At 34.7% G+C, this 21,014-nt stretch carries 17 protein-coding genes, 3 pseudogenes and 1 riboswitch; of the genes and pseudogenes, 14 read left to right on the top strand and 6 right to left on the bottom strand.

The features are described 5' to 3' along the window. The first annotated feature begins 160 nt into the window (after positions 1-160). The 6 genes and pseudogenes from ACVWY7_RS17220 to ACVWY7_RS17245 all read left to right on the top strand — a co-directional run bounded on the left by ACVWY7_RS17220 (position 161) and on the right by ACVWY7_RS17245 (position 4,679). Complete coding sequence (locus ACVWY7_RS17220) at positions 161-682, top strand: spore coat protein (RefSeq protein WP_456523873.1); 522 nt, start codon at positions 161-163, stop codon at positions 680-682. A gap of 20 nt (positions 683-702) precedes the next feature. Next, positions 703-1,152 carry a spore coat protein B gene (locus tag ACVWY7_RS17225; protein WP_000432507.1) on the top strand — a complete coding sequence of 150 codons (450 nt, stop codon included), beginning with the start codon at positions 703-705 and terminating at the stop codon, positions 1,150-1,152. 162 nt (positions 1,153-1,314) lie between these two features. Continuing rightward, positions 1,315-1,983 (top strand): LSm family protein, encoded by a 669-nt coding sequence (locus tag ACVWY7_RS17230; protein ID WP_001004286.1) that lies wholly within the window; start codon positions 1,315-1,317, stop codon positions 1,981-1,983. Between the two features lie 236 nt (positions 1,984-2,219). Beyond that, positions 2,220-3,485 carry a hypothetical protein gene (locus ACVWY7_RS17235; RefSeq protein ID WP_000434735.1) on the top strand — a complete coding sequence of 422 codons (1,266 nt, stop codon included), beginning with the start codon at positions 2,220-2,222 and terminating at the stop codon, positions 3,483-3,485. Positions 3,486-3,628: 143 nt separating this feature from the next. Further along, positions 3,629-4,075 (top strand): annotated as a pseudogene (locus ACVWY7_RS17240) (ATP-binding protein); the annotation flags it as partial. 223 nt (positions 4,076-4,298) lie between these two features. Continuing rightward, positions 4,299-4,679 carry a hypothetical protein gene (locus ACVWY7_RS17245; protein WP_000424105.1) on the top strand — a complete coding sequence of 127 codons (381 nt, stop codon included), beginning with the start codon at positions 4,299-4,301 and terminating at the stop codon, positions 4,677-4,679. Positions 4,680-4,706: 27 nt separating this feature from the next. Here the strand turns inward: ACVWY7_RS17245 and ACVWY7_RS17250 are convergent, their stop codons facing one another. Continuing rightward, a complete protein-coding gene (locus ACVWY7_RS17250; protein ID WP_000862963.1) occupies positions 4,707-5,339 on the bottom strand; it encodes a cyclase family protein in 633 nt (210 codons plus the stop codon). 86 nt (positions 5,340-5,425) lie between these two features. After that, positions 5,426-5,538, bottom strand: a riboswitch (SAM riboswitch). 149 nt (positions 5,539-5,687) lie between these two features. Between ACVWY7_RS17250 and ACVWY7_RS17255 the strand changes: the two genes are divergently transcribed. Both ACVWY7_RS17255 and ACVWY7_RS17260 read left to right on the top strand, forming a co-directional pair. Beyond that, positions 5,688-6,797 carry a PRK06851 family protein gene (locus ACVWY7_RS17255; RefSeq protein WP_000678151.1) on the top strand — a complete coding sequence of 370 codons (1,110 nt, stop codon included), beginning with the start codon at positions 5,688-5,690 and terminating at the stop codon, positions 6,795-6,797. A gap of 121 nt (positions 6,798-6,918) precedes the next feature. Beyond that, positions 6,919-7,701, top strand: a complete 783-nt coding sequence (locus ACVWY7_RS17260) for a nucleotidyltransferase domain-containing protein (RefSeq protein ID WP_001208279.1) — start codon at positions 6,919-6,921, stop codon at positions 7,699-7,701. Positions 7,702-7,715: 14 nt separating this feature from the next. Here ACVWY7_RS17260 and ACVWY7_RS17265 read toward each other — a convergent pair whose 3' ends face one another. Both ACVWY7_RS17265 and ACVWY7_RS17270 read right to left on the bottom strand, forming a co-directional pair. Beyond that, positions 7,716-9,017 (bottom strand): MFS transporter, encoded by a 1,302-nt coding sequence (locus ACVWY7_RS17265; protein WP_001183112.1) that lies wholly within the window; start codon positions 9,015-9,017, stop codon positions 7,716-7,718. 143 nt (positions 9,018-9,160) lie between these two features. Then, positions 9,161-10,687, bottom strand: a complete 1,527-nt coding sequence (locus ACVWY7_RS17270; RefSeq protein ID WP_000199949.1) for an FAD-dependent oxidoreductase — start codon at positions 10,685-10,687, stop codon at positions 9,161-9,163. A gap of 582 nt (positions 10,688-11,269) precedes the next feature. On the opposite strand from ACVWY7_RS17270, the gene desB reads away from it, so the two are divergent. Next, positions 11,270-12,355 (top strand): Delta(10) desaturase DesB, encoded by a 1,086-nt coding sequence (desB, locus tag ACVWY7_RS17275; protein ID WP_000661225.1) that lies wholly within the window; start codon positions 11,270-11,272, stop codon positions 12,353-12,355. A gap of 52 nt (positions 12,356-12,407) precedes the next feature. On the opposite strand, the gene ACVWY7_RS17280 is transcribed toward desB, so the two are convergent. The 3 genes from ACVWY7_RS17280 to ACVWY7_RS17290 all read right to left on the bottom strand — a co-directional run bounded on the left by ACVWY7_RS17280 (position 12,408) and on the right by ACVWY7_RS17290 (position 14,887). Then, on the bottom strand, positions 12,408-13,100 hold the full coding sequence (locus tag ACVWY7_RS17280) for an amino acid ABC transporter permease (protein WP_000461616.1): 693 nt from the start codon (positions 13,098-13,100) through the stop codon (positions 12,408-12,410). A 145-nt stretch (positions 13,101-13,245) separates the two neighbouring features. Beyond that, positions 13,246-14,043 (bottom strand): ABC transporter substrate-binding protein, encoded by a 798-nt coding sequence (locus ACVWY7_RS17285; RefSeq protein ID WP_144507911.1) that lies wholly within the window; start codon positions 14,041-14,043, stop codon positions 13,246-13,248. 121 nt (positions 14,044-14,164) lie between these two features. Beyond that, entirely contained in the window at positions 14,165-14,887 is a 723-nt protein-coding gene (locus ACVWY7_RS17290; protein ID WP_000616931.1) for an amino acid ABC transporter ATP-binding protein, read from the bottom strand. Positions 14,888-15,274: 387 nt separating this feature from the next. On the opposite strand from ACVWY7_RS17290, the pseudogene ACVWY7_RS17295 reads away from it, so the two are divergent. The 5 genes and pseudogenes from ACVWY7_RS17295 to ACVWY7_RS17315 form a co-directional block, all read left to right on the top strand. Beyond that, a pseudogene (locus tag ACVWY7_RS17295) lies at positions 15,275-15,460 on the top strand (HAMP domain-containing protein); the annotation flags it as partial. Between the two features lie 369 nt (positions 15,461-15,829). Next, positions 15,830-16,402, top strand: a pseudogene (locus ACVWY7_RS17300) (methyl-accepting chemotaxis protein); the annotation flags it as partial. Positions 16,403-16,638: 236 nt separating this feature from the next. Continuing rightward, entirely contained in the window at positions 16,639-18,303 is a 1,665-nt protein-coding gene (locus ACVWY7_RS17305; RefSeq protein WP_001044732.1) for a glycoside hydrolase family 13 protein, read from the top strand. Positions 18,304-18,508: 205 nt separating this feature from the next. Further along, positions 18,509-20,146, top strand: coding sequence for a PTS transporter subunit IIBC (locus ACVWY7_RS17310; RefSeq protein ID WP_000705542.1), 1,638 nt, complete (start codon positions 18,509-18,511; stop codon positions 20,144-20,146). A gap of 4 nt (positions 20,147-20,150) precedes the next feature. Then, positions 20,151-20,942: an endonuclease/exonuclease/phosphatase family protein gene (locus ACVWY7_RS17315; RefSeq protein WP_000771957.1), complete on the top strand. Its 792-nt coding sequence runs from the start codon at positions 20,151-20,153 to the stop codon at positions 20,940-20,942. Positions 20,943-21,014: the final 72 nt, after the last annotated feature.

Below are 21,014 nucleotides of genomic sequence, written 5' to 3' on the forward strand. Positions count from 1 at the left end.
CATAGGGGGTTCTTAGTCTTTCTTCAAATTTTGATAGGTAGTAGTCTACCATGTTAAAAGCATATTTTTTTCTAGCTAGGACAAACATAGAGAACGTAACCTGTACAGATACATATACTATCAGTGCAAAAGCTTATAAATTAATGGAAGGGGTTTTCTCGTGAGTTTATTTCATTGTGATTTTTTGAAAGACTTAATTGGATCTTTTGTGAGAGTAAACAGGGGTGGTCCAGAATCTCAAAGAGGAACAATAATATCAGTATGTCCGGACTACTTCGTATTGCAGAATGAAAAAGGTGAGCTTTATTACTATCAACTTAGTCATCTGAAAAGTATTACAAAAAGTGCAAAAGAATGTGGATCAAGTGATTGCGAATGGGAAGATTGCGCATGTGCAGAAGACTTTGAAGCACTTCTTGAAAGTTTCAAATATTGCTGGGTGAAAATTAATCGCGGTGGTCCAGAAAAAGTGGAAGGTATTTTACAAGATGTTTCTTGTGATTTCGTAACATTAATTGTAAAAGAAGAAATTATATTAATTGCAATAAAGCATATTAAAAGTGTTAACTATAATGCTTTAGCATGCGGAGATAGCGATGAGAGCGACGATAGTAGCAGCAAGGAAAGTAGCAATAATTCAGGTCGCGCTCGTGCACAAAGACAATCAAGTAGAGGTAGATAATAAGAAAGGGGGATACGAAATTGGAGAATGTATTATGCTGTGACCAAATTAAATGTTTAGTTGGTGAGACTGTAAAAGTAAACCTTCGCGGGCCAGAAAGTCGAGTGGGTGAGCTCGTATCGTTAGGCAAAGATTATTTAACGTTACAATTACCTCACGGTGAATTAGTATATTATCAGTTGAAACATGTGAAGAGCCTAGTTAAGAAAGTGAAAGAAAGTAAATGTGGCGATTGCTATAGTTCATGTTTCTGCTCTGATGAGGATACTTTTTTAGATATATTAAAAGACTTGAAGTATAAGTGGGTAAAAATTAATCGTGGTGGTCCAGAATGTGTGGAAGGTTTATTAAGTGAGGTACACCATGGTTGTATTACACTAGTAAACTGCGATGAAGTTATTTATGTAATTAAGTCTCATATTAAGAGTGTGAGTCAAGTAGTTAAATGTAAAAAGAATGAAGATGAATAATGTTTAATAAATAAGAGGGGCATTATGAGGGAAAGAGAAGAACAATTTCTTATTTCGATAGTATGAAAAGGAATTACTTACTATTAAAACAGAACTTTGCCCTGATTATTTTTTTGAAAATGGAAGACTGGAAAGAAGAAATTCATAGGAAGGAGGATATAGATGAATGAGTTAAACAAAAGTATTGGAGAAAATATATATGTTAAATTAATCGGTGAAAAAAGATTTAAAGGTGTATTAATAGATGTAGGAAATGATATCGTTGTTCTTTACAATGGACAAGACTACGTATATATATCTTTATACCATGTACAATATTATAAAATTTTAAGGCCATATGACGAAGAAATATCAAAACCAGATGTTGATTCTGTAATTAAGAGGGAGTCCCCTTCAATTTCTTTGAGGAAAGTATTAAGTACTTCTAAAGGAATTTTTACTGAAATTTATGTAGCAGGAAATGCTCCAATACATGGTTATGTTACAAGTATAATGAACGATTATATCGTTTTTTATAGTCCAGTTTATAAAACAGTATATATATCTTTAAAGCATTTGAAATGGTTAATTCCATATAAAGAAAATCAAGTGCCTTATGCCCTCAATAAAAATGAACTCCCCGTAAATCCATTAAATATTACGTTAGCTCGAACGTTTGAAGAACAACTTATTAAAATGTCGGGCAAAATCATGGTGTTCGATTTAGGTGAGGAATCTAATAAAATCGGAAAGATGGCGAAGATTGATGAAGGGCATATTGAATTATTAAAAGCTCGTGATGCGAAAATGTATGTAAATATTCAACATGTAAAATCTGTCCACTGTCCGTAAGCTAGTTGAAAGGGCTGGCTTTTTCTTTTATATGCAGAAGAAAAGGTCGAGCCTATTTGTTTAACTTGATTGGAATATGAGGGGAAAAATGAATTGAGTATAAATATGTTAGTGTGATCATTGAAGAGGAAATCTTGTGCTAAATTATAAAAAATCTGTACGAGCTATCTTTTGATGTATTCAATTTATTTTTTTGAGGGAGAACTGCTAACTAATATATTAAAGGGGTTTTGTTGGTGGAGCAGTTTCCAAATTCTTTATCGATTACATTACTTGGTAGTGCTGGTGGAGCAGCAAAAGCAGTTTTAGCGATTTTGAATCAAGCGATAGTAAATGAAAAAGACCCGATTTATGAAGTGATAAAGAATGTTACATTTCATTTGGTTGATATAAAACAAAAAGATAGGATGTATTATGACGAGTTGTTTCCAAATTTGAAAGATCAATTGTTTTTATCCGAAATAGACCTCCAAGATGTAGTGACATTTAAAAAGCATTTAAAAGAAAGTAGTACGAGTGTTGTTATTGATGTTTCGGGGGCAGATACGATCAGAGTATTAAGCTGTTGTAATGAACTTGGAATTTGTTATATTAATTCAGCTTTGGAAAATGAGGCAGTAGATCAGGACGATAGTTTAATCGGCTTTCAACTTACGGAAAGATATACGAGATTTGAGAAGGAAAAAGAGAAATTTACAAATACAAAAGCAATTATAGGCTCAGGTATGAATCCAGGGGTTGTTCAATGGATGGTTGTTGAACTTATGAAGGAACGCCCGAATGAAAAACCAAGAGCATGTTATATAGTAGAACATGATACGTCATTTTTGAATGATACAGCACTTATAAAGCCTCATACACTGTATGCTTCATGGGCAGTAGAGCGATTTCTAGATGAAGCGATATGGAGTTATCCGATGTATATGAGTCATCATCGTCCCCTTTACTTTTATGAAGATGTATATGCTTCAGAGTATAAAGTAAAGTTGGGAGAGAAAGAGTTTTATGGTTGTTTAATGCCACATGAGGAAGTTTTAATTTTAGGGAAAAACTTTAACATGGAAGTTGGATTTCTTTACCGAATTAATGAGTATACAACAAATATAATTAGACAGAACTTAAATAAGGTAGAAGATCTATGGAACTGGAATCGTAAAGTATTTAACCCAGCCGAAGAAGAGATTGCGGGTGAGGATCTAGTCGGTGTATTACTCGTTTATGAAAATAGCGAGACATATATGTATAACGTGATGAATAGCAGCCAAGTTTTTCATAAATATAAAACGAATGCGACTTACTTCCAAGTAGGATGCGGAATTTATGCTGGCTTGTGTAGTTTACTGTTCGATGAATTTAAACAAGGTGCCTATTATGTAGAGGAATTATTATTAAATACAGAAAGTAAGTACGGAGAATATTTGAATTTATATATGAAGGATTTTGTAGTGGGGGAAAATGATTTTACGGATGGCTTGCTACATGATCGGGTAAGATGGATATAAGTTGTGACGAAAAGGAAGGGGAAATCCCCTTCCTTTTCGCGTTATAAGGTTACATATTGCTCTGAAAGTAGAGATAATATGTAGAGTTTTTGTATTGATCATGAGGAGTATTTATATGAACAAATTTTAAAAAATTAACGGATTTGTTATGGAAACCAAAGTCAACAAATTATGAATGATGTAATATACGAGAAATCTTTTTATATGTTGTGCAGTTAATGGAAAGTTATGCAGTGCAATATAGAGTGAAGTTTCACTAGCAAATAGATGGGAATGTATCACCTATAAACGGTGATGATAAACAATTAAAACAATTGTTATTAAAAATGGGATAGAATCGATGCGAGAAGGTGGAGACATTCATATCCGTGTATACGAAAAAACGGAAGGACATTTATGTATTTCTATATTGGGATGGAGAACGAGAAGTTAGACAAAAGTGGTAAAGCTTTTTACACAACAAAGCAGAATGGTATGGGACTTAGATTAGCGATTACATATAAAATTATTGAGGAGTATCAAGGAGTGTTGCGATTCAAAGTAGCGTGGAAATAGGAACGAAAGTGGAGATTTTTTTAATGATAGTATAATGTGCTATAAGAAAATATTTTTCAGAAAAGTGTTCTTGTTGTGTAAATATAAACATTTTATAAAATGTTTCAAGAAGGGTTTTTTTTATAAAATACTTCGTTTATAATGGAGGAAAATATCGACATGAGATTTGTTATTCATGTAACGGTTCGGTAGTGTTAGAAAAAGTAGGGGTGCACACGCATCCTTTTTCTATGCAGATATGATGAAAGAGGTGGTATCATGGAATTAACATTAAATTCGACTGTATGCTTACACACGATTCAATTTCGAAAAGAGCAAAAGAATTACATTGTAAAAGATACAATTACAGGAGAAAAATATGAAATGCCGCCACTTTGGATTGATGCATTGGCAATGATGCGTGACGGTTTTTTATTGGGGGAAATTGAGGAGAAATTAAAAGAAGAGTATCCAGCTGAAGAAATAAATATGTTAGCATTTACGAGGCAACTGTTAGAACTAGAGCTTGTTGAAATGGTAGATGGGGAAGAAATAGCTTGTACAAAGAAGAAAGAAAAAGACTATTTAGCTTGGGTACGTCCGCGTGTCGAGCAATTCTTTCTTAGTTTAAATAAAAAATATAGAAGCAAAGGTCAATGATGATCTTTGCTTTTTTGTATCATTTGTTTAAAAAATAACAGCGAATGCTCTTGCGAAAGCACCATCACTATCTTTAATTTTTAAAGGTGCTGCTGAGAAAAAGAAACGTTTCGTTTTAATGGCATCTAAGTTTGTTAAGTTTTCAATTAAATAAATATTATTCCCAAGTAGTATATGATGAATCGGTGATGTTTCTGTCGTTACCTCGTCAGGAGAAATGAAATCTAAACCAACAGATTTTACTTTTAATTGAACTAATTCTTCAGCTAATTCTTCGGAAAGATAAAAGGCTTCTTGTTCATACGCTTCTGTATTCCATTTATTAGATAGGTTGGAATGGAAAATGACAATATCTCCTTCTTTTATGTCGGCATTGTGTAATACTTCTTTACGTAATTTTCGTTCTTGTACATGAGTTACATCAATAAGAACAGCTTCGCCTACAAATTGATCTAGGGGTAATTGATCAATGGTAGTTGCGCCTGAAATGAAATGGGCAGGGGCATCGCAATGTGTACCAACATGAACGACAGAATGGAAATCTGTAACTTGATAACCTGTTTCTTCAACGCTTGTAATGGCTTCTAAATTGATTTTTGGTGTTCCAGGAAATTGAGACATATTATTTTCGAATGTTTGTGATAGATCAATTACTTTCATTTTAAATACCTCCAATATATGTTTTGAAATATAAAAAAACTCACCTTTCATGATCAAGAAAGATGAGTTTTGCACACAATAGTTACGTTTTATCTTTCAAAATGCAATGCATTTTGCAGGAATTAGCACCTATTCAGTTTGTATAAACTGAGGTTGCTGGGCTTCAAAGGGCCGGTCCCTCTGCCTCTCTTGATAAAGAATTATTTAGTTTTAAAATTTAAAATTTTTAGATAGTTAAATTGTAATTCATTTCCTTTTTTCGTGCAATACAAAATAGGTATTCACCCAAATAAAGTTGCTCGCATATTGTAGCTTATGTAAATAAAATGCTGCGAAGGAGTGAGTGCAGTGAAAGGAAATGTATTGAATTATTTTGCTGGCGGCAATACAGCTAGGGGATTTCATAATTTATACGAAGAGAATCTAAAAGGGCTAAACAGATTATTTATTTTAAAGGGTGGTCCTGGAACCGGGAAATCTTCTTTAATTAAGGCAATAGGTCGTGACTGGGTTGAAAAAGGATATGATATTGAATTTTTACACTGTTCTTCTGATAATAAATCGGTTGATGGTGTAATTATCCCGAAGTTAAAAGTAGGAATTGTTGATGGAACATCACCGCATGTTATTGAGCCGAAAATGCCAGGAGTTGTCGAGGAGTATATCAATTTAGGGGTTGCTTGGGACTCAGATAAATTGAGAGAGCAGAAAGTAGAAATTGAACGATTTGTTTCAGAAGCAAGCAAAGCTTTTCAAGCTGCTTACGCTCGTTTTAACGAGGCGCTAATTATACATGATGAGTGGGAGAAAATATATATTGATAATATTGATTTTAATAAAGCGAATGAACTAACCGATCAGCTCATTCAGAAATTATTTGCAGATAAAGGCGGGAAACAATCGCTTGTGAAACATCGCTTTTTAGGAGCAGCTACACCGAAAGGAGCAGTTGATTTTGTTCCTAACTTAACAGAAGGATTACCACATCGTTATTTTATAAAAGGACGCCCAGGCTCTGGGAAATCAACAATGCTCAAAAAATTAGCTAAGGCAGCGGAAGAAAAAGGGTTTGAAGTTGAAGTATATCATTGCGGATTTGATCCGAATAGTCTTGATATGGTTATCGTAAGAGAATTAGGGTTTGCAATTTTCGATAGTACCGCACCGCATGAATATTTTCCGAGCCGCGAAGGTGATGAAATTATAGATATGTATGCCCTTATTGTGACACCAGGGACGGATGAGAAGTATGCGGAGGAAATACGTGACGTCTCCATTCAATATAAAACAAAAATGAATGAGGCGATGTCTTTCTTAGCGAAAGCGAAATCAGTTCGTGATAAATTGGAACGTATTTATATTGCTGCTATGGATTTTTCGAAAGTAGATGCATATAAAGAGGAGATTCAAAAAGAGTTTGAACGAATTGCGATTAGTGTAACGGAAAAGAACAAGTAAAAAATAAAGAATTTTAGCAGGCTGTCGGGAATTTTCTGACAGCTATTTTAGTATGTAGTAAACTTAGTAATATATTTGTCGAATTTCCAAGGAAATAATCAAGAAATGGAGAGGGTATGAAATGAGAGAGAAAATTAAGTTGGAGTTAGAGCGAATTGAGAAAGAAAAGGATGTAAAAATTTTATTTGCCGTGGAGTCAGGGAGTCGTGCATGGGGATTTCCTTCGAAAGATAGTGATTATGATGTTAGATTCGTTTATATGCATCCGGTAGAATGGTATTTATCAATTCATGATAAACGAGATGTAATTGAGTATCCGATTAGTGATGATTTAGATATAAGCGGATGGGATATAAAAAAGGCGTTACAATTATTTGCAAAGTCAAACCCAGCTTTACTTGAATGGATTCGATCACCGATTTTTTATTCGAAAAACTCTAATTTTCCAGAACAGCTTCAGAAAATGAGTGAAAAGAACTTCGATCCGAAAGCAACGATATATCATTATTTACATATGGCTTCAAAAAATTATCGTGAATTTTTGCAAGGTGAGAATGTAAAATTAAAAAAGTACTTTTATGTATTGCGTCCTATTTTGACTTGTAAGTGGCTAGAGGAGAAAACAACTTTGCCTCCTGTAGAATTCGATCGATTAATTACAGAATTATCATTGGAGCGTAGCGTATTAGATGAAATTGAACAGTTGTTAATAAAGAAAAAGGCAGGTACTGAATTAGATGTTGGATTAAAAATTGATGTGTTGAATCAATTTTTAGAAGAACAAATTCATTACTATCAGCAATATGTAAAAGGAATTGAAAAGGGATCAGGGATAGATATTGAGAGTTTAAATACATTGTTTCGAGATATGTTATTCGAAGTATACAAAAAAGAGCACGAGTAAATTTGTGCCCTTTTTTACTTTGTAGGAATAAAGAAAACAGATATAGCCGCAAGAAGGCCGGCGAATGAGAATAAATAAAAATTCCATGCTAAATCATATTGCATTGTCATAATAATACCGACAAGAATAGGACCAGCAATCGCACCAACCCGGCCAAGTCCAAGTCCCCAACCTAAGGAAGTAGCTCGGATATGGGATGGGAAGTATTGTGTCACATATGCATTTAATATTTGAGTAATACCGACCGATCCAATTCCAGCAAGACCAATTAAAAGATAAATGATTGTAACAGATGGTTTAATTGTTAATAGTCCAATACATACAGCTGCCATAAGATAGGAGATGCTAATAACAATTTTGGCTCCTATACGATCTGCGATTGCTCCAGCAAATAATGCGCCGATAGCGGCGGTAATATTTAGCATAAGTAGAAATGATAAACTAGATCCAAGAGGATATCCTGCCTGTCGCATCATCTGAGGTAACCAAGTATTTAAACCGTATATTAAAAACATCCCCATTATATAAGTAATCCAAAAAAGCAGCGTTGCTTTTATGTATTCTTTTGAGAATAAAGTAAGAAATCCATTTTTCTTTCGTATATTAGATGGGGCTTGATGAGTTTTCTCTTTTGCATGGAATTCAATTTGAAAACGATTAAGAATTTTATCCACTTCTTCTTGGCGATTACGTGATAATAAAAAATGAATGGATTCAGGTAAATAACGAATAATGAAAGGAATGAGGAGTAGTGGAATCATTCCGATGCCAAACATAATTCTCCATCCGAAGTCTTCTAACATAAACATGGACAAAATAGCGCCTAACACGATACCTAAAGGATAGCCAGTAAACATAAGAGCATAAATAAAAGATTGTCGCTTTTTTGGTGAATATTCAACAGTAAGTGCGGAAGCTGTTGGAATGACACCGCCTAGTCCAATTCCTCCGATAAATCGCCATAGCCCAAATAATTCAGGAGAAGGAGCGATAGCAGCTAGGCCCATTGTAATAGAAAAAAGTGCTAAACAGCATATAAGTGTCCATTTTCGTCCAATTAGATCTGTAATAGTTCCAACTAGAATAGCGCCAATAAACATTCCAAACAAAGCATAGCTTGCAATTGTACCAGCATGAGCTGGTGATAGTGCCCAGCTGTTGTCTTCCAGTAGCTTAGGCAGAACGGCCCCGTAAATACCTAAATCATAGCCGTCAGCTAGAATGGCTAGCCAACAAATAAAAACAACAAGTTTTGTAATAGAGTTTGAAAAGATGGTTTTTGTAGATTCTAGATGAGGTGGAGCTGAAGGTTGCATAGTATTCACCTCTTTTATTTGTAGATGAATATATTATTTTATTTCATGTTAATATTTCCCTCCTTCCTGTCGAAATTTATCTGAAAAGGTTTTATAACAAATAAAGAAGTTCAACAGGATTTCTGTTGAACTTCTTTATTTGTTTACTCATTATCAACTCGCTTTAACGGTTGATCTGCTGGACCTTCAATAACGTCTCCCTCAATTGAAAAGCGGGAACCGTGACAAGGACAATCCCAAGTGCAATCACCATTATTCCACTCAACTTCGCAGCCGAGATGTGTACAAGTTGTATCGACAATATGTAATTTTCCTTCTTTGTCTTTATAAGCACCTGCTCGTTTCCCGTTAACATGTACGACAGATCCTTCACCAACTTCGAGATCTTCTGGTTTACGTAGTGCGGTTTCAATCTTTCCTTCAATTAAATGTTTCGCAACATCAATGTTTTGGGAGAGGAACGTTTTTATATCTGGATTTGCATGAAAGCGTGAAGGTGTATACAGTTCTTTATATGGACTGTGTACTTTTAGAATAGAATCCTTCAGTAAGTGAGCGGCAGCAGTTCCAGTTGTCATCCCCCATTTACGATATCCAGTTGCAACAAATATATTTGGATTGCTCTCGTTAATATGCCCGATATAAGGGACCTTATCTAGCGTGATTAAATCTTGTGCTGACCATCTATAGGGAACCTCATCTACTCCAAACGTTGCTTCTGCAAAAGAATACAGTGCTTCATAATGAAGCATCGTGTTTATTCCTTGGCCTGTTTTATGACTTTCTCCGCCAATTAAAATTAATTTTTCACCATTGTTTGTTGTATAGCGTAAAGAGCGTTTTGGATCATCAATGCTTAAATACATACCACCTGGATAATCAGTTTTTGCTTTAATCGCAAGGGCATAAGAGCGTTCAGCATACATACGCGTAAAGAAAAAGCTAGTCGCATCATAAAAAGGGAAATGTGAACAAGAGACAACATATTCACAAGTGATGCGATGTCCGCCCTTTGTAATGACTTGTGGAGAATCACCCTTTTCTACATCAATAGCTGTAGTTTGTTCATAAACTTTTCCGCCCATCTCCACAAACTTTTCTAAAAGTGTTTTCAAATAAAGAAGGGGATGGAATTGTGCTTGATTTTTCATGACAAGTGCAGATTGTACTGGAATTGGAATCGATAGAGATTGAACAAAGTCACAAGGTATATTTAATTTTTGATAGGCTTCATATTCTTTCGATAAAGTTCTTAATCCCTTATCGGTAGTTGTATATAAATATGAATCTTCATTTGAGAAATTACAGTCGATTTTATATGTTTGCACAGTTTTATTAATAAATTGTAGAGCATGATTATTTGCTTCATAGTAAAGCCCGGCCTTTTCCATACCGAAATGGTTTATTAATTCATCATAAATAAGATCATGTTGCGCTGTTATCTTTGCTGTTGTATGCCCAGTCGTCCCGTTTAAAATAAGACCAGAATCAATTAACACAACATCGATGCCTTCTTTTGCAAGTAAATAGGCAGTAGTAATACCTGTAATACCAGCACCGATAATAGCAACTTTTGTCTTTATATTTTCAGATAAGGGGGGAAAAGTAGGGATTTGAGTAGATTCAATCCAATAAGATGATGGGAATTGTGGAAATGTATCGCTTGTCATTTGTGGAAACCTCCTGATTTAGAACAATTTCCCTTTTAATATTTCCATATTATATGAAATTCATGTGTGCTGTTTTTAGGTGAAGGTTATTTTTATTTAAAAGAAAGATAAAATTATTTTAATATAATTATTAGGTCTTGTTGGTATGAAGAGTTAGGAGTTGTGTAAAGCTAAATTTAGATGAGTGTGTTTGTTGTTTACACAGAGAGTTCTTGAATAAGATAGAGTCTATAGTATGTCGAGGTACGTATATGTATAATAGATGAAACCTTATAAAATATGTGTTTTTTCTTTATTGAAATAAAGTATAATTATAAAAATATAACCAACTTTTATTACTAGGTCATAAAACTTATTGACAATGTAGAATTTCTATTGATATGATTCATCATGTGGAAAGGTTGATAGAGAGTAAAAAGAGAAATGTTTTTCATTGATAATAAAAGCGAAAAATAAGTGACGATAGAGTGAGTATATTTTCCTTATACTAGATGCTTTTTAATCACCTAGTAAAATCAATCTGGAAGCAAGAATTGATATATGTAAGTTGCGCAAGGCGCGGCATAAGAAAGGGGCAAAAGGATGAAGGAGCTTCATACGTTTGGGTGGTATGCAGCACGTGTATCACCACATTTGCCGAAAAAAGCATTTAAACCAGTTCCTACTCGTTTATTTGGCGGACTGGCTTATTTACTTGTGGCATTGGCGGGATTAATATCGATTGGTGTATTTGAATTGAATGTGTGGGCGAATCTAGGAATTGCGATTGTTCTTGGATTATGTTTTGCTTCACTTGGGTTTTTAGGGCATGAAATTCTACATGGAACTGTTGTAAGAAAGGCATGGCTTCGTGATTTCTTAGGCGCGATTGCATTTATGCCACTATCAACAGGTCCTAAGCTTTGGAGAAAGTGGCATAATGCAACGCATCACGTTCATACACAACATGAAGAGAATGATCCAGATGCATGGCCGACACTTGAGAAGCTTAAAAAGAGTAAGTTTTTGAGTTGGGTATATCGCATGCCTCTTCATGTACGTTCATTCTTTAGTTTTCTGTCACTAACCATTCAATTTACATTGCATTCGACTCGAATGTTCTTTCATTTTATAAAAGAGTTTAAGTCATCCAATCAAAAATCTGTATGGCTTCAACTTCTTTTGCCTTGGACTGTTTGGATTAGTTTATTGTTTATTATGGGGCCTGGAAAATGGTTATTTGCATATGTGATTCCATTGTTAATTGCTAACTTTATTGTAATGGCATATATCGCAACAAATCACCGCTTAAATCCAATTGTTCCAGTAAATGATCCGTTAGCAAACTGTTTATCAGTAACAGTGCCGCGTTGGGTAGACGTTTTACATTTCAATTTCTCATATCATACAGAACACCATTTGTTCCCTGCTATGAGCTCTAAATACTATCCATTAGTAAAAGAGAAAATTAAAGAAATGTGGCCGGAACGCTATCATGAGATGCCGATGACAAAAGCTTTGGCAGCGCTATGGAATACACCACGTGTGTATTATCAAGGAAGTGAATTAGTGGATCCGCATAGAGAGCATTTCTATGGTTCTTTAGGAAATGGACTAGATCCTCATAATATTTCATATCGTGAGGAACATATAGAGGAAGAAGAGAGTATTAAAAAAGTAAATCAGTAAAAATTGATATATGTTGCAGTGAAAAAGCAAGCCATCTCTGGCTTGCTTTTTCTTATAAAGAGACTTCTTTTTTCTTCTTTGCACTAACTTGAACTGAGTTTGTTTCTTTTCGCTGTAGTCGTTTTTCCAAAAGGTTAACAAGGTAAGTGAATAGGAGAACAAGTACGAGGTAATATAAACCAACGATTATATATGTATCTAATTGTTGGAAATTCCCTGCAGCGATTGATAAACCTGATCCCCATAATTCGGACAATCCTACGTAAGCAACAAGTGAAGAATCTTTTAATCCAATAATAAATTGATTTCCTAAAGGAGGGATAGATTGACGAAATGCTTGCGGTAATACAATACGTCGCATTGCTAAAGAATACGGCATCCCTAGAGAGCGAGCAGCTTCCATTTGTCCACGATCGACAGATTGGATAGAGCCGCGGAAAATTTCAGTAATATATGCACCGTTATGGATTGCTAAAGCAATGGCTCCTGCCCAAAAAGGAGTAAACACAACAACGGATGTAATCCCAAAATAGAGAATGGCAATTTGAACAATTAAAGGTGTACCGCGAATAATGGCGATATATACATGAGCAATACTATTTAAAACTTTATTGTTAGAGATTCGAAAGAAAGCAAATAGCAATCCAATTAGTGAACCGAGTACTAGGGAAGTTAATGTTAATTGTAATGTGACAATAGTAGCCTTTAAGAGTGTGGGATAAGTAGACATGAAAATTTCAAACATATGTGTCACCTCATATTGTATGGATTTTGGTAGGGAATGAAATACCCCACTGATTATTAGCTCACACCGTTGGGAGTTTTACTGCCCATAAATAGTGAGATAAAAAGTGGGGCATAATTTATGAAACAGCTGACTAGCTAATAATTTACTTTGTGTTTTCCTCCTCACCAAGAATATTACGCCCAAACCATTTTTTACTGATCTTTTCATACGTACCATCTTTAATGATTTCATCTAAAGCTTTATTTACTTTCTCGACCATTTCTTTATTATCTTTACGAATAGCAATTCCCATTTCATCAAGGTTTAATGGTTTTCCAGCTTCTTTTATATTGGATTTACCTTCTTTGATCATGCGTAAACCAACCATTTGATCTGTGATTACTGCATCAATACGTCCAGGCTCTAAGTCCATAAGTGCAGTAATATCGCTATCGTATTCTGTAATTTGATCTGTATGTTTTGCAACAAGATTTTTAAAGGTACTAGCTTTTACAACACCAATCTTCTTACCTTTCAAATCTTCTGGAGAAGAGATAGATGTATTCTTTTTAGCTACAAAAATTTGGGCACCAGAACGATAATAAGGATTTGAGAAATTAACAGCTTTTAAACGTTCTTCTGTAATTGCCATACTGCCCAGTATTACATCATACTTTTTCGCTTTGAGACCTTGGATTAGCGTCTCCCATGGGTTTGTAATAGGAGTCGGTTTCATATTCATTTTTTTCGCAAGTGCCTCACCTATTTCCACATCAAAACCGACAAGCTTTCCGTCATTTTCTTTATAGTTAAAAGGTTTATATAAGCCACTCATCGCATAACGAAATTCTTTTTTACCATTTGAAGAAGTAGTAGTAGCACTTTCCTTACTACAGGCCCCTAGTATAAAGGATGTACATAATGTAATACTCGCAACAATGGTTAATAGTTTTCTTTTCATAAAACCCCTCCTATATATTAGCCATACGGATGGTTTTAAGTATGTTATTGAGATATGTTATTTAGATGATTAGTTGTGCACCGTATGAATGTATTTCTCTTCGCTTGAAACAGAAGTTACATTATAAAACATTACGTAAAAATTGTTTCGCTCGTTCATGTGATGGAGCTGAAAAGAATTGCGCTGGCGGAGCGTCTTCTACAATCTTTCCATCATCCATAAAAATGACGCGATCGGCTACGTCTCTTGCGAAATTCATTTCATGAGTAACGATAACCATGGTCATTCCTTCTTCAGCAAGTTCTTTCATAACTTGCAACACTTCTCCAACAAGTTCAGGGTCTAAGGCTGAGGTAGGTTCATCAAATAGCATAATTTTAGGATTCATAGCAAGAGCTCTTGCTATGGCAATGCGCTGTTTTTGACCACCTGAAAGGAGGTGGGGAGTTACATCTGCTTTATCTTGTAGGCCGACTTTTTGCAAAAGTTGATTTCCAATTTCCTTTGCATTTGCTGTTTCTAATTTTTTTACATGAATAGGTGCTTCTATGATGTTTTCTAGTGAGGTCATATGGGGAAAGAGGTTAAAGTGCTGAAACACCATACCGACATTTTCGCGGACTTTATTTAAATTTGAATGCTTTGGATCAATTCGTTCACCTTGTAAGTGAATTTCACCTTCATCGTACATTTCTAAAAAGTTAAGACAGCGAAGTAATGTACTTTTACCGGAACCACTGGCACCAATTAAAACAACAACTTCTTTTTCTTTTACTTCTAAATCAATTCCCTTTAAAACATCAAGTGAGCCGAATGATTTTACTAGATTTCGAACCTGAATCATACAAAACCCCCAGTCAAAAATATATTTTACAAATGTTGCCCCTTATTTCTGTTATTAGTCACGAATTGTCAGAATCCTTTATTTTTTTTGTTAATTTGATATTCAAGGAAATAATAATTTTTTAAAATCCCTATATCCTTCTATAATGAAAATATGGATAATAATATATAGGTAGTACTTATATTACTTATAAAAAGGGGGAAAGAAGAGATGGAAAAAGAAATGGAAAAAGAAAGGAAGGCATTTTCCTTTGGCTTACGTACACAACTTATGCTATTCACTACAGTTTTAGCTTTAATTACATATTCAACAAGTATATTTTTTATTTATGTGATATATGATTATTTTCAAAGTTATGTAAGTCAAACTGCATATAATATTATCGTTATGCTATTAGGAGTAGTATGGTCTGGAATTTTAGCATATGGAGCAGCCGTATTTTTAATTAAACCGCTTCGAAAGTTAGAAGAGGCGGCGAGAAAAGCGGCTGAAGGAGACATTCGTGAAGATGTTCCGTTACCGAAGACTGATGATGAAATTAAATCTTTAAGTGTTGCATTTAATATGATGCTTGGGAACTTAAGGGGCATGGTAAAAAATATTGATACAACATTTTCGTATACAAACAATCAAGTACAGCAAATTAGAAAACAAACTGGCGAAGCAACGAAACAAGCACAAGGTGTTTCTGAGACACTTGCAGAAATTTCTTCAGGCGCTGAGCAATCAGCGGCATCAATTCAAGCGATTGTTTCCGCTGTTGATACAACAACTTCTATTGCAAGTGAAGTAGAAGAGAAAGCGAAACAGTCTGATGAGTTGTCTTCAGAAATGGTTCAAGCTTTAGGGCATAGTACTCGTGTCTTTACGTCTTTAATTCAAGGTATTCAAACATTGGCGAAAGAAAATGAAGATTCAATGCAAAATGTACAGAAGTTAGAGGAAAGAATGAAACAAGTAGAACACATTGTATCTGTAGTGAGTGAGATTGCTAGCCAAACGAATTTATTAGCACTAAATGCTTCTATTGAGGCTGCTCGTGCAGGAGAGCATGGAAGAGGCTTTGCGGTTGTTGCGGAAGAAGTGCGGAAACTTGCTGATGAAAGTGATCATTCTGCAAGAAACATATCGCAGTTATTACGAAATATGCAAGAGGAAGTACAACAAGTTGCAATGAAAATGACAGAACAAGTGAAAATAGCTAAAGAAGAGGCGAAACGTGGGGAAGCTACGGAATTAATTTTAAAAGAAATGTCATCAAGTGTTATGGAAGTAGCCGATGCAACGAAGCAAATTAGTAGCTATATGAACGAACAAGTGAGTCACATTCATCAAACAGGGGCACAGACGAAGGCCGTAGCAGCAATTGCTGAGGAAACATCAGCAGGTTCGCAAGAAGTAGCATGTGTGACGGTGCAACAGTCTAAAAATATGGTAGTAATTGATCAATTGTTAAAGGATTTAGAGAAGCAAGCAGCGGACTTGAAACAAACAATTGAACGATTTTCAATGTGAAAAGGAAGAACAGTATTTTGTTCTTCCTTTTTTATATGAACAAGGTTTGTAATAAGCGTGGACAAGGAGATGAGGAGAATGAGATTTGCCTTTGTGAGAAATAAATAAAGCATAAGAATAAAGAAACTACATAGAGTTCAATGAAAACAGTTGCAAACTATTCATATTTTGTTATGATAGTGTTACGAAAACGTTTGCATAAAATTTCCGATGGGATGCAAAAGGAGAGAATGACTATGAATAAGACATGGTGGAAAGAAGCGGTTGCTTATCAAATTTATCCACGTAGCTTTATGGATTCAAATGGTGATGGTATTGGAGATTTACAAGGTATTATTGCGAAACTGGATTATTTAAAAGATTTAGGAATAGATGTAATTTGGATTTGTCCAATGTATAAGTCACCTAATGATGATAATGGTTATGACATTAGTGATTATCAAGATATTATGGATGAGTTTGGGACGATGGAAGACTTTGATGCTTTACTAGATGAAGTTCATAAACGTGATATGAAGCTTATTATTGATTTAGTTATTAATCATACAAGTGATGAACATCCATGGTTTATTGAGTCTCGTTCATCTAAAGACAATCCGAAGCGTGATTGGTATATTTGGCATGATGGTAAAGATGGTGCAGAACCAAACAACTGGGAAAGTATTTTTAATGGTTCGGCATGGGAGTATGATGAAGTAACAGGACAATATTATTTACACTTATTCTCGCGTAAACAACCAGATTTAAACTGGGAGAATAAAGAAGTTCGAGAAGTGCTATACGATACAGTTAATTGGTGGCTTGATAAAGGAATTGATGGTTTCCGAGTAGATGCAATCAGCCATATTAAAAAAGAAGATGGCTTTAAAGATATGCCAAATCCAAAAGGACTAAAGTATGTTCCATCTTTTGATAAACATATGAATGTGGATGGTATTCAACCTTTATTAGAAGAATTAAAAGAAAATACGTTTTCTAAGTACGATATTATGACTGTTGGTGAAGCGAATGGCGTTAAGATTGAAGATGCTGAGCTTTGGGTTGGAGAAGAGCAAGGTAAGTTCAATATGGTATTCCAATTCGAACATTTAAGTTTATGGGATGCAGAAAAGAAGAAAGATCTTGATGTTGTAGGGCTGAAAAAGGTATTAACGAAATGGCAAAAAGGGTTAGAAAATAAAGGATGGAATGCTTTATATATTGAGAATCACGATAAGCCGCGTATCGTTTCAACTTGGGGAGATGATAAACAATATTGGCGTGAAAGTGCGACAGCTTTAGGAGCAATGTATTTCTTTATGCACGGTACACCGTTTATTTATCAAGGACAAGAAATTGGGATGACAAATGTTCAATTCCCAAACATTGAAGATTACGATGATGTAGCAATCAAAAATTTATATCGCGAGAAAATTGCAGAGGGCATATCCCATCAAGATATGATGGAAATTATATGGGCTTCTTGCCGCGATAATTCACGTACACCTATGCATTGGAACGATGAGACGAACGCTGGTTTCACAACAGGTACGCCTTGGTTTGGTATGAATCCAAACTACAAAGAAATCAATGTTGAAAAGCAAAAGAATGAAGAGAACTCTATTTTCAATTTCTATAAGAAAATGATTGCCCTGAAAAAAGAGCATGATGTACTGAATTATGGTACGTACGATTTACTTTTAGAAGATGATCCACAAATTTATGCATATACTCGTACATTAAACGATGAAAAAATCGTCGTAATTAGCAATATTTCAAAAGAGGAAGCTGTGTATAATGAGGATTTATTTGCATTAGAACGCAAACGTTTGCTTTTAAATAACTATGAAGTTGCGGAACATGAAAAATTAACTACAATCACGTTAAAGCCTTATGAAACAAGGGTTTATCGCATTTCATAATAAAAAAGGATGCTCTTAGAGCATCTTTTTTTATGAAAAAAAATAAATTTCTATTGCAAAGTGAAAACGCTTTTATTAAAATAGATTTATGAAAACGGTTGCGTAAAGATAAAAATAAAGTAACATAAGGAATCGTTTTCATTATAGAAACAGAAATTATAATTTAAATCATTATGTTGTTATAAATAAAGGGGAGGAAGAACAGATGAAAATTACGTCTTTTGATTTTTGGCAAAAGTTCGGAAAAGCATTATTAGTTGTTGTAGCTGTAATGCCAGCAGCTGGTTTAATGATTTCTATCGGTAAGTTAATTGGAATGTCTGCTGGGGATATTAACGCAGTTCATACAATCGCTCGCGTAATGGAAGACATCGGTTGGGCAATTATTACAAATCTACACATCTTATTCGCAGTAGCAATTGGGGGATCTTGGGCGAAAGATCGCGCAGGTGGTGCATTTGCAGCGCTATTAGCATTCGTCTTAACGAATAGAATTACAGGAGCTATATTTGGCGTAAACGCTGAAATGTTAGCGGATTCAAAAGCGAAAGTTTCTTCAGTATTAGCAGGAGATTTAATTGTAAAAGATTACTTTACTTCTGTACTTGGTGCACCAGCATTAAACATGGGAGTTTTCGTAGGGATCATCACAGGTTTCTTAGGAGCTACTTTATATAACAAATATTATAACTATAACAAACTGCCACAGGCATTAGCATTCTTTAACGGAAAACGATTCGTACCATTCGTTGTAATTGTTTGGTCTACAGTAACTGCAATTGTATTATCACTTTTATGGCCATTCATCCAAAGCGGATTAAATGAATTTGGTCGCTGGATTGCAGCTTCAAAAGATAGTGCACCAGTTGTTGCACCATTTGTATATGGAACGTTAGAGCGTTTACTATTACCATTCGGTTTACACCATATGTTAACGATTCCGATGAACTATACAGAGCTAGGTGGAACATATACGATGTTAACTGGCTCGAAAATTGGACAAGTTGTAGCAGGACAAGATCCTTTATGGCTGGCATGGATTACAGATTTAAATAACTTATTAGCAAATGGAGATACAAAAGCATATAACGATCTATTAAATAATGTTGTACCAGCTCGTTTCAAAGCTGGACAAGTTATCGGTTCAACAGCAGCATTAATGGGTATTGCTTTCGCGATGTTCCGTAATGTTGATAAAGAAAAACGTGCAAAATATAAACCAATGTTCTTATCAGCAGCATTAGCAGTATTCTTAACAGGTGTAACAGAACCAATTGAATTCATGTTCATGTTTATTGCTCCAGTATTATATGTTGTATATGCAATTACAACAGGACTTGCATTCGCATTAGCAGATTTAATTAACTTGCGTGTTCACGCATTTGGATTTATTGAGTTAATTACTCGTACACCGATGATGGTGAATGCAGGACTAACTAGAGATTTAATCAATTTCGTTATCGTTTCATTAGTATTCTTCGGTCTGAACTTTACATTATTCAATTTCTTAATTAAAAAGTTCAACTTACCAACACCAGGACGTGCAGGTAACTATATTGATAACGAAGATGAGTCATCAGAAGGAACAGGAAATGTACAAGATGGTTCTTTAGCAACAAAGGTTATTGATTTATTAGGTGGAAAAGAAAATATTGCTGACGTAGATGCTTGTATGACACGTTTACGTGTAACAGTAAAAGATTTAGATGTTGTTGCACCAGAAGCACAGTGGAAACAAAATGGTGCTTTAGGACTTATCGTAAAAGATAAAGGTGTACAAGCAGTATATGGTCCGAAAGCTGACGTATTAAAGTCAGACATTCAAGATATGTTAGGTGCGTAATAATATGAAATTGCTAACTTTAAACTGTCACTCTTGGCAAGAAGAAAATCAAATAGAAAAGATAAAATATCTTGCTAAAGTCATTCAAGAAGAAGAGTACGATGTCATCGCATTGCAAGAAGTAAGTCAGTCGATAGGGGCTAAAAATGTATGCGGTAACAAGAAAGAAGATAATTTTGGACTTTTACTATTAGAAGAGTTAAAAGCGTTACATGTAAAAGATTACAATATTACTTGGGATTTCTCTCATATTGGTTATGATGTGTATGAAGAAGGATTAGCGATTATAACGAAGCATAATGTTGTAAAAGAAGATGCGTTCTTTATTTCAGAAAATAAGGATACAACGTATTGGAAAACACGCAAAATTGTAAGTGCAACAATTGCTTATAATGGTAAGAACATCACGTTTTACTCTTGCCACCTCGGTTGGTGGAATGATGAAGAAGAATCATTTAAAGATCAAGTGAATCGTTTGATGGAGCGTGTAGATAGCAATGAACTTTCCTTCTTAATGGGTGATTTTAATAATAACGCTCGTTTGCAAGGAGAGGGTTATGAATATATGATGCAAGAAGGTTTGTACGACACATATGAATTAGCAATAGAGAAGGATGAAGGAACAACTGTCCAAGGTGAGATTGCTGGTTGGGATGAAAATAAACATAATTTACGAATCGATCTAATATTGTGTAACCGAAGTGAAAAAATTCGTTCTTCAAAAGTCGTTTTTAATGGTACAAACCGAAAAGTAATTTCAGATCATTTCGGTGTAGAAGTACAAGTAGATATATAATAGAAGAAATCCTCACAGATGATGAAAAGCTGTGAGGATTTTTTTGAGGAATACAAGTATTTCCAAGAGAAA

It is taken from the genome of Bacillus sp. TE9106W, assembly GCF_054062215.1.

What these genes read in the sequence shown, in the direction of transcription:
- ACVWY7_RS17265 (WP_001183112.1), bottom strand. Translation starts at nt 9,017, where the DNA reads ATGCAACCTTCAGCTCCACCTCATCTAGAATCTACAAAAACCATCTTT.
- desB (WP_000661225.1), top strand. Translation starts at nt 11,270, where the DNA reads ATGAAGGAGCTTCATACGTTTGGGTGGTATGCAGCACGTGTATCACCA.
- ACVWY7_RS17250 (WP_000862963.1), bottom strand. Translation starts at nt 5,339, where the DNA reads ATGAAAGTAATTGATCTATCACAAACATTCGAAAATAATATGTCTCAA.
- ACVWY7_RS17315 (WP_000771957.1), top strand. Translation starts at nt 20,151, where the DNA reads ATGAAATTGCTAACTTTAAACTGTCACTCTTGGCAAGAAGAAAATCAA.
- ACVWY7_RS17280 (WP_000461616.1), bottom strand. Translation starts at nt 13,100, where the DNA reads ATGTTTGAAATTTTCATGTCTACTTATCCCACACTCTTAAAGGCTACT.
- ACVWY7_RS17290 (WP_000616931.1), bottom strand. Translation starts at nt 14,887, where the DNA reads ATGATTCAGGTTCGAAATCTAGTAAAATCATTCGGCTCACTTGATGTT.
- ACVWY7_RS17270 (WP_000199949.1), bottom strand. Translation starts at nt 10,687, where the DNA reads ATGACAAGCGATACATTTCCACAATTCCCATCATCTTATTGGATTGAA.
- ACVWY7_RS17245 (WP_000424105.1), top strand. Translation starts at nt 4,299, where the DNA reads ATGGAATTAACATTAAATTCGACTGTATGCTTACACACGATTCAATTT.
- ACVWY7_RS17305 (WP_001044732.1), top strand. Translation starts at nt 16,639, where the DNA reads ATGAATAAGACATGGTGGAAAGAAGCGGTTGCTTATCAAATTTATCCA.
- ACVWY7_RS17310 (WP_000705542.1), top strand. Translation starts at nt 18,509, where the DNA reads ATGAAAATTACGTCTTTTGATTTTTGGCAAAAGTTCGGAAAAGCATTA.
- ACVWY7_RS17230 (WP_001004286.1), top strand. Translation starts at nt 1,315, where the DNA reads ATGAATGAGTTAAACAAAAGTATTGGAGAAAATATATATGTTAAATTA.
- ACVWY7_RS17285 (WP_144507911.1), bottom strand. Translation starts at nt 14,043, where the DNA reads ATGAAAAGAAAACTATTAACCATTGTTGCGAGTATTACATTATGTACA.
- ACVWY7_RS17260 (WP_001208279.1), top strand. Translation starts at nt 6,919, where the DNA reads ATGAGAGAGAAAATTAAGTTGGAGTTAGAGCGAATTGAGAAAGAAAAG.